General features: G+C 68.2%; 4 protein-coding genes. 3 read left to right on the forward strand and 1 reads right to left on the reverse strand.

Annotated elements, in window-relative coordinates:
* Nucleotides 1-70: 70 nt before the first annotated feature.
* Nucleotides 71-2,053: an ATP-dependent DNA helicase gene (locus AC31A1_RS42635; protein ID WP_489658454.1), complete on the forward strand. Its 1,983-nt coding sequence runs from the start codon at nucleotides 71-73 to the stop codon at nucleotides 2,051-2,053.
* A gap of 173 nt (nucleotides 2,054-2,226) precedes the next feature.
* Here AC31A1_RS42635 and lexA read toward each other — a convergent pair whose 3' ends face one another.
* Complete coding sequence (gene lexA / locus AC31A1_RS42640) at nucleotides 2,227-3,006, reverse strand: transcriptional repressor LexA (RefSeq protein ID WP_026151025.1); 780 nt, start codon at nucleotides 3,004-3,006, stop codon at nucleotides 2,227-2,229.
* Between the two features lie 565 nt (nucleotides 3,007-3,571).
* Between lexA and nrdR the strand changes: the two genes are divergently transcribed.
* Nucleotides 3,572-4,123 (forward strand): transcriptional regulator NrdR, encoded by a 552-nt coding sequence (gene nrdR / locus AC31A1_RS42645; RefSeq protein WP_489658455.1) that lies wholly within the window; start codon nucleotides 3,572-3,574, stop codon nucleotides 4,121-4,123.
* A gap of 164 nt (nucleotides 4,124-4,287) precedes the next feature.
* On the forward strand, nucleotides 4,288-7,182 hold the full coding sequence (locus AC31A1_RS42650; RefSeq protein WP_489658456.1) for a vitamin B12-dependent ribonucleotide reductase: 2,895 nt from the start codon (nucleotides 4,288-4,290) through the stop codon (nucleotides 7,180-7,182).
* The last annotated feature ends 208 nt before the right edge of the window (nucleotides 7,183-7,390 follow it).

Here is a 7,390-nt window from a genome sequence, read left to right on the forward strand (position 1 = left end):
GTCCAGATCCACCCCCGCCCTCTGCCTTGATCGCCCGGCTGTCAGTCCCGCCCCGTAGGCTGGTCGCGCTATGACGAAGCCCTCACTCCCCGAACTCCTGCATGCTGCCGTCACTGCCGTCGGCGGTTCGGAGCGCCCCGGCCAGGTGACCATGGCCGAAGCCGTCGCGGAGGCGATCGACGACGGCTCCCATCTGCTGGTCCAGGCCGGCACCGGCACCGGAAAGTCGCTCGGCTACCTCGTGCCCGCGCTCGCGCACGGGGAGCGTGTGGTCGTAGCGACCGCCACCCTCGCCCTCCAGCGCCAGCTCGTGGAGCGCGACCTGCCACGCACGGTCGACGCACTGCATCCCCTGCTGCGCCGCCGCCCCCAGTTCGCGATGCTCAAAGGCAGGTCGAACTACCTGTGCCTGCATCGCCTCCACGAGGGCATGCCGCAGGACGAGGAGGAGGGCCTCTTCGACCAGTTCGAGGCGGCTGCCCCCACCAGCAAGCTGGGCCAGGACCTGCTGCGGCTGCGTGACTGGACGGACGAGACCGAGACCGGCGATCGGGACGACCTCACGCCCGGAGTCTCCGACCGCGCGTGGGCGCAGATCTCGGTGTCCTCCCGGGAGTGCCTGGGCGCCCAGAAGTGCGCTTACGGGGTGGAGTGTTTCGCAGAGGCGGCCCGCGAGCGGGCCAAGCTCGCCGACGTCGTCGTCACGAACCACGCACTGCTCGCGATCGACGCCATCGAAGGCGCCCCCGTTCTCCCGCAGCACGAAGTGCTGATCGTCGACGAAGCGCATGAGCTGGTCTCCCGGGTCACCGGAGTTGCCACCGGCGAGCTCACCCCGGGGCAGGTCAACCGCGCGGTGCGCCGGGCCGCGAAGCTGGTCAACGAGAAGGCCGCCGACCAGCTCCAGACCGCCGCTGAGGGCTTCGAGCGGCTGATGGAACTCGCCCTGCCGGGCCGCCTGGAGGAGATCCCGGAGGACCTCGGTTACGCCCTCATGGCGCTGCGCGACGCCTGCCGTACGGTGATCTCCGGGATCGGCGCCACCCGCGACAAGTCCGTGCAGGACGAGGACGCGGTTCGCAAGCAGGCGCTGGCCTCCGTAGAGGCCGTACACGACGTGTCGGAGCGGATCACCAACGGCTCCGAGTGGGACGTCGTCTGGTATGAACGCCACGACCGCTTCGGTGCCTCCCTGCGCGTCGCCCCCATGTCCGTGTCGGGCCTCCTGAGGGAGAAGCTCTTCACGGACCGCTCGGTGACGCTGACCTCCGCGACGCTGAAGCTGGGCGGCGACTTCAACGGCGTAGGCGCCTCCCTGGGCCTCGCCCCCGAGGGCACCGCGGGCGACGAGCTGCCGCAGTGGAAGGGCGTCGACGTGGGCTCGCCCTTCGACTACCCGAAGCAGGGCATCCTGTACGTCGCCAAACACCTGGCGCGCCCCGCGCGGGACGGCGATCGCGCCGACATGCTGGACGAGTTGACGGAATTGATCCAGGCGGCCGGCGGTCGCACCCTGGGCCTCTTCTCCTCGATGCGGGGCGCCCAACTCGCCGCCGAGGAACTGCGCTCCCGCATCCCCGAGTACCCGATCCTGCTCCAGGGCGAGGAGACGCTCGGCGAGCTGATCAAGAACTTCGCGGCCGACCCGAAGACCTGTCTCTTCGGCACGCTGTCGCTCTGGCAGGGCGTCGACGTCCCCGGAGCCAGCTGCCAGCTCGTCGTCATGGACAAGATTCCGTTCCCGCGCCCGGACGACCCGCTGATGAGCGCCCGCCAGAAGGCAGTCGAGGACGCCGGGGGCAACGGCTTCATGGCGGTGGCCGCCACGCACGCGGCGCTCCTCATGGCCCAGGGTGCCGGCCGCCTCGTCCGCGCGTCGGGGGACCGAGGCGTGGTCGCCGTCCTCGACCAGAGGCTCGCAACGGCCCGCTACGGCAGCTATCTCAAGGCATCACTGCCCGACTTCTGGTACACCACGGACCGTAACCAGGCCCGGAGGTCGCTGGCCGCGATCGACGCCAAGGCGAAGCAGGAGGAAGCCGAAGCGGAGTGATCCTGGCGGCGGGGTTGGCCCGGGCGCTCCGGGCCAACCCCGGATCGACGACCGGCAGCGGATCGACGACCGGCCGCCACCGGGGCCCGGACAGCACAGGACCCCGGAACCGGCGCAGGGGTCCCGGGGTCCGGTCAGGGGGCCGGGCCGATGTGGCCCGCCCGCCGCAGCCGTCACACGCGCCGCAGCACTGCCACCACCTTGCCGAGGATCGTCGCGTCGTCGCCCGGGATCGGCTCGTAGGCCGAGTTGTGCGGGAGGAGCCAGACGTGGCCGTCCTCGCGCTTGAAGCGCTTGACGGTGGCCTCGCCCTCCAGCATGGCGGCCACGATGTCACCGTTCTCGGCGACCGGCTGGCGGCGCACGGTGACCCAGTCGCCGTCGCAGATCGCGGCCTCGATCATCGAGTCACCGACGACCTTGAGGACGAACAGCTCACCGTCACCGACCAGTTGGCGGGGGAGGGGGAAGACGTCCTCGACCGACTCCTCCGCGAGGATCGGGCCACCGGCGGCGATCCGGCCCACCAAGGGGACGTACGACGCGGCGGGTTTGCCCGCGGTGTCCGTGGGCTGCACCGACGAGGACTGGTCGCTGCCGCGGACCTCGTACGCGCGCGGGCGGTGCGGGTCGCGGCGCAGGAAGCCCTTGCGCTCCAGTGCCATCAGCTGGTGTGCGACCGAGGACGTGCTGGACAGGCCCACGGCCTGGCCGATCTCGCGCATCGACGGCGGGTAGCCCCGTCGCTGCACCGAGTCCCTGATGACCTCGATCACCCGGCGCTGCCGGTCCGTGAGCCCCGAGCTGTCCGCCCGGATACCGGGAGGTCGGCCCGGCAGGGAACGCTTGTGTCCCTCGGGATTCGCGGCTTCGTTCATTGCATGCACCGGCTCGAGTCGGCCCTGGGAGCGATCCTGGGCAGTGATGGTGGCACTGTCTGCGGTGGTGGTCACGTCGGCCCCTCTCGATGGTCTCCCTGCTGGACAACGGTAGTTGGTTTCGAAAGGTTGCGCCAAACACACGTTCGAGTGAAAAAGTGCAGATAGCCTGTCGCGATCATGCGTCTGGGTGTATGGCTAACGCGGCACCTGGCGGACAAAAGAGCCCATTGTTGTACTCTTCGCCGCCGTGGTGGTGACCTCGTGAGTTGTCGCCTCAGTCTGCCACCCGGTGTCCCGGCAGTCGGGGGCCGGTCCCGTTCTGTGCGGGAGCCCCACGCCTCCTCCGTGCCGCGCTCACGGTATCTCCGTAAGTGGCCTGGCGGTACGGCTGCGCGCCAGCGTGTTCGGGGTGACGGGACGGTCGTATGGCACATGCCAATACGGGCGCGACACGCGCGTGCGGCGTGTTTGTGTGAGCCAATCACCACATCTAGTGGTTGGATTGCGGCAGCAGCCTAGAAGTTGTGGTCCCCCGGGTCTCCAACGTCTCGGTCATCGCCTATGCTTGGGGCTGCTTCGAGAGGCCCAAGGGGTCTCACGAGGCTATTGAGTCTGCTGCGAGGGAGGGTTGGAGACCATGCACTGCCCCTTCTGCAGGCACCCCGACAGCCGTGTCGTCGACAGCCGTACGACCGACGACGGCACGTCGATCCGCCGGCGCCGCCAGTGCCCTGACTGCTCCCGTCGTTTCACGACCGTGGAGACGTGCTCGCTCATGGTGGTCAAGCGGTCCGGAGTCACCGAGCCTTTCAGCCGTACCAAGGTCATCAACGGTGTGCGCAAGGCATGCCAGGGACGGCCTGTCACCGAGGACGCACTCGCCCAGCTCGGCCAGCGGGTCGAGGAGGCGGTGCGAGCCACCGGAAGCGCCGAACTGACCACCCATGACGTCGGGCTGGCCATACTCGGCCCGTTGCAGGAACTCGACCTCGTCGCCTATCTGCGATTCGCCTCCGTCTACCGGGCGTTCAACTCGCTTGAGGACTTCGAGGCCGCGATCGTGGAACTGCGCGAAGTGACCCCAGGCCCCGCCGCGCACGACGAAGACGCGGTAGCGGGGAGCCAGGAAGACGACGGCGGGACCGGAGGGACTGCTCAGGTCCCCGTGCCCGCCCACTCCGCCGACTGACCGACGGGCCGGAACCGGGCGGAGACCCCGGGTCCGGCCGGGCGGCGGCGAACCAGGACTTGTTGCGGGGCCATGAGCTGTGGGCGCCCGCGGCATCAGACAAACACTCTGCCACGGGAACATCGTGGCATTTTCGGGCGTTTTCGCCTGTAGAGGGAGGCGGCATGACAGAGACGGCGAGCGGTCCGGCACGAGGTTCCCGCGCGAAGGGCACCAAGGCCACCAAGGGACTGCGCATCGAGCGTATTCACACCACCCCCGGCGTGCATCCGTACGACGAGGTGGAGTGGGAGCGCCGTGACGTCGTCATGACCAACTGGCGCGACGGCTCGGTCAATTTCGAGCAGCGTGGCGTCGAGTTCCCCGCCGAGTGGGCGGTGAACGCGGTCAACATCGTCACCAGCAAGTACTTCCGCGGTGCCGTGGGCACCCCGCAGCGCGAGGTGAGCCTCAAGCAGCTCATCGACCGCATCGTGAAGACGTATCGGAAGGCCGGCGAGGACCACAAGTACTTCGCCTCGCCCGCCGACGCCGAGATCTTCGAGCACGAGCTGGCGTACGCCCTCCTGCACCAGGTCTTCAGCTTCAACAGCCCCGTGTGGTTCAACGTGGGCACCCCGCAGCCCCAGCAGGTCTCGGCCTGCTTCATCCTGGCCGTCGACGACTCCATGGAGTCCATCCTCGACTGGTACAAGGAAGAGGGCATGATCTTCAAGGGCGGTTCCGGCGCAGGCCTGAACCTGTCCCGCATCCGCTCCTCCAAGGAACTGCTCTCCTCCGGGGGCAACGCCTCGGGTCCGGTCTCCTTCATGCGCGGCGCCGACGCCTCCGCGGGAACCATCAAGTCCGGTGGCGCCACCCGCCGCGCGGCCAAGATGGTCATCCTGGACGTCGACCACCCCGACATCGAGGACTTCATCCAAACCAAGGTCAAGGAAGAGGAGAAGATCCGCGCCCTCCGTGACGCGGGCTTCGACATGGACCTGGGCGGCGACGACATCACGTCGGTGCAGTACCAGAACGCCAACAACTCGGTCCGTGTGAACGACACGTTCATGAAGGCCGTCGAGAACGGCGACAAGTTCGGCCTGACGTCCCGCATGACCGGCGAGGTCATCGAGGAGGTCGACGCCAAGGAGCTCTTCCGCAAGATGGCCGAGGCAGCCTGGGCCTGCGCCGACCCGGGCATCCAGTACGACGACACCATCAACCAGTGGCACACGTGCCCGGAGTCCGGCCGTATCAACGGCTCGAACCCGTGCAGCGAGTACATGCACCTGGACAACACGTCCTGCAACCTCGCCTCGCTGAACCTGATGAAGTTCCTGAAGGACGACGGCAAGGGCAACCAGTCCTTCGAGGTCGAGCGCTTCGCCAAGGTCGTCGAGCTCGTCATCACCGCGATGGACATCTCCATCTGCTTCGCTGACTTCCCGACCCAGAAGATCGGCGAGAACACGCGCGCGTTCCGCCAGCTCGGCATCGGCTACGCCAACCTCGGCGCCCTGCTGATGGCGACCGGCCACGCGTACGACTCCGACGGCGGCCGTGCCCTCGCCGGTGCCATCACCTCCCTGATGACCGGCACGTCGTACAAGCGCTCCGCCGAACTCGCCGCGGTCGTCGGCCCGTACGACGGCTACGCCCGCAACGAGCAGCCGCACCTGCGCGTCATGAAGCAGCACGCCGACGCCAACGCCGTCGCCCCGCGCGCGGACGACCTGGACACGCCCATCTGGGCCGCGGCCACGGAGTCCTGGCAGGACGTGCTGCGCCTCGGCGAGAAGAACGGTTTCCGTAACTCGCAGGCGTCCGTCATCGCCCCGACCGGCACCATCGGTCTCGCGATGTCCTGCGACACCACCGGACTTGAGCCCGACCTCGCCCTGGTCAAGTTCAAGAAGCTGGTCGGCGGCGGCTCGATGCAGATCGTCAACGGCACCGTCCCGCAGGCCCTGCGTCGCATGGGCTACCAGGAGGAGCAGATCGAGGCGATCGTCGCCCACATCGCCGACAACGGCAATGTGATCGACGCCCCGGGTCTCAAGCAGGAGCACTACGAGGTGTTCGACTGCGCCATGGGCGAGCGCTCCATCTCCGCGATGGGCCACGTCCGCATGATGGCCGCCATCCAGCCCTGGATCTCCGGCGCGCTCTCCAAGACGGTCAACCTGCCGGAGACGGCGACCGTCGAGGACGTCGAAGAGGTCTACTTCGAGGCGTGGAAGCTGGGCGTCAAGGCGCTCGCGATCTACCGCGACAACTGCAAGGTCGGCCAGCCGCTCTCCGCGAAGACCAAGGAGAAGGAGAAGGTCGAGGTCACCGCCAAGGCCGAGGAGACCATCCGCACCGCGGTCGAGAAGGTCGTCGAGTACCGCCCCGTCCGCAAGCGTCTCCCCAAGGGCCGCCCGGGCATCACGACCTCCTTCACGGTCGGCGGCGCCGAGGGCTACATGACCGCCAACTCCTACCCGGACGACGGTCTCGGCGAGGTCTTCCTGAAGATGTCGAAGCAGGGCTCGACCCTCGCGGGCATGATGGACGCCTTCTCGATCGCCGTCTCCGTAGGCCTGCAGTACGGCGTGCCCCTGGAGACGTACGTCTCGAAGTTCACGAACATGCGCTTCGAGCCGGCCGGCATGACGGACGACCCGGACGTGCGGATGGCGCAGTCGATCGTCGACTACATCTTCCGTCGCCTGGCGCTCGACTTCCTGCCCTTCGAGACGCGCTCCGCGCTCGGCATCCACTCCGCCGAGGAGCGCCAGCGTCACCTGGAGACCGGTTCGTACGAGCCGACCGAGGACGAGGTCGACGTCGAGGGCCTGGCCCAGTCGGCGCCGCGCGCCCAGGAGTTGAAGGCCGTGGCCGCGCCGAAGGCCGTGGTCGAGGCGGTCAAGCCCGCTCCGCAGCAGGCGCACACCAGCGCCGAGCTGGTGGAGATGCAGCTGGGCATCCAGGCCGACGCCCCGCTCTGCTTCTCCTGCGGTACGAAGATGCAGCGGGCCGGTTCCTGCTACATCTGCGAGGGGTGCGGTTCGACCAGCGGCTGCAGCTGATCAAGGGCACCTGCTTGAAGTGAACTAGCTGGTCAGGGCGGTGAAGCCGGTATCAAGGCTTCACCGCCCTCAGCATGTCTCGGCCCGGGGCGAATCCGGTTTCCCAGCGGAACGATCAGCGGTTAATCTCCCTCGACGCGCATAGCGTGCGCACAGGGGAGGGTGGGGGCATGGTCGACAATTCCGTCGAGCCCGAAAAAGGTATGAG

This window comes from Streptomyces sp. P5F9 (genome assembly GCF_057961495.1).

Excerpts from the sequence above, each read along its gene's own strand:
- AC31A1_RS42650 (WP_489658456.1), top strand. The coding sequence starts at position 4,288 with ATGACAGAGACGGCGAGCGGTCCGGCACGAGGTTCCCGCGCGAAGGGC.
- nrdR (WP_489658455.1), top strand. The coding sequence starts at position 3,572 with ATGCACTGCCCCTTCTGCAGGCACCCCGACAGCCGTGTCGTCGACAGC.
- AC31A1_RS42635 (WP_489658454.1), top strand. The coding sequence starts at position 71 with ATGACGAAGCCCTCACTCCCCGAACTCCTGCATGCTGCCGTCACTGCC.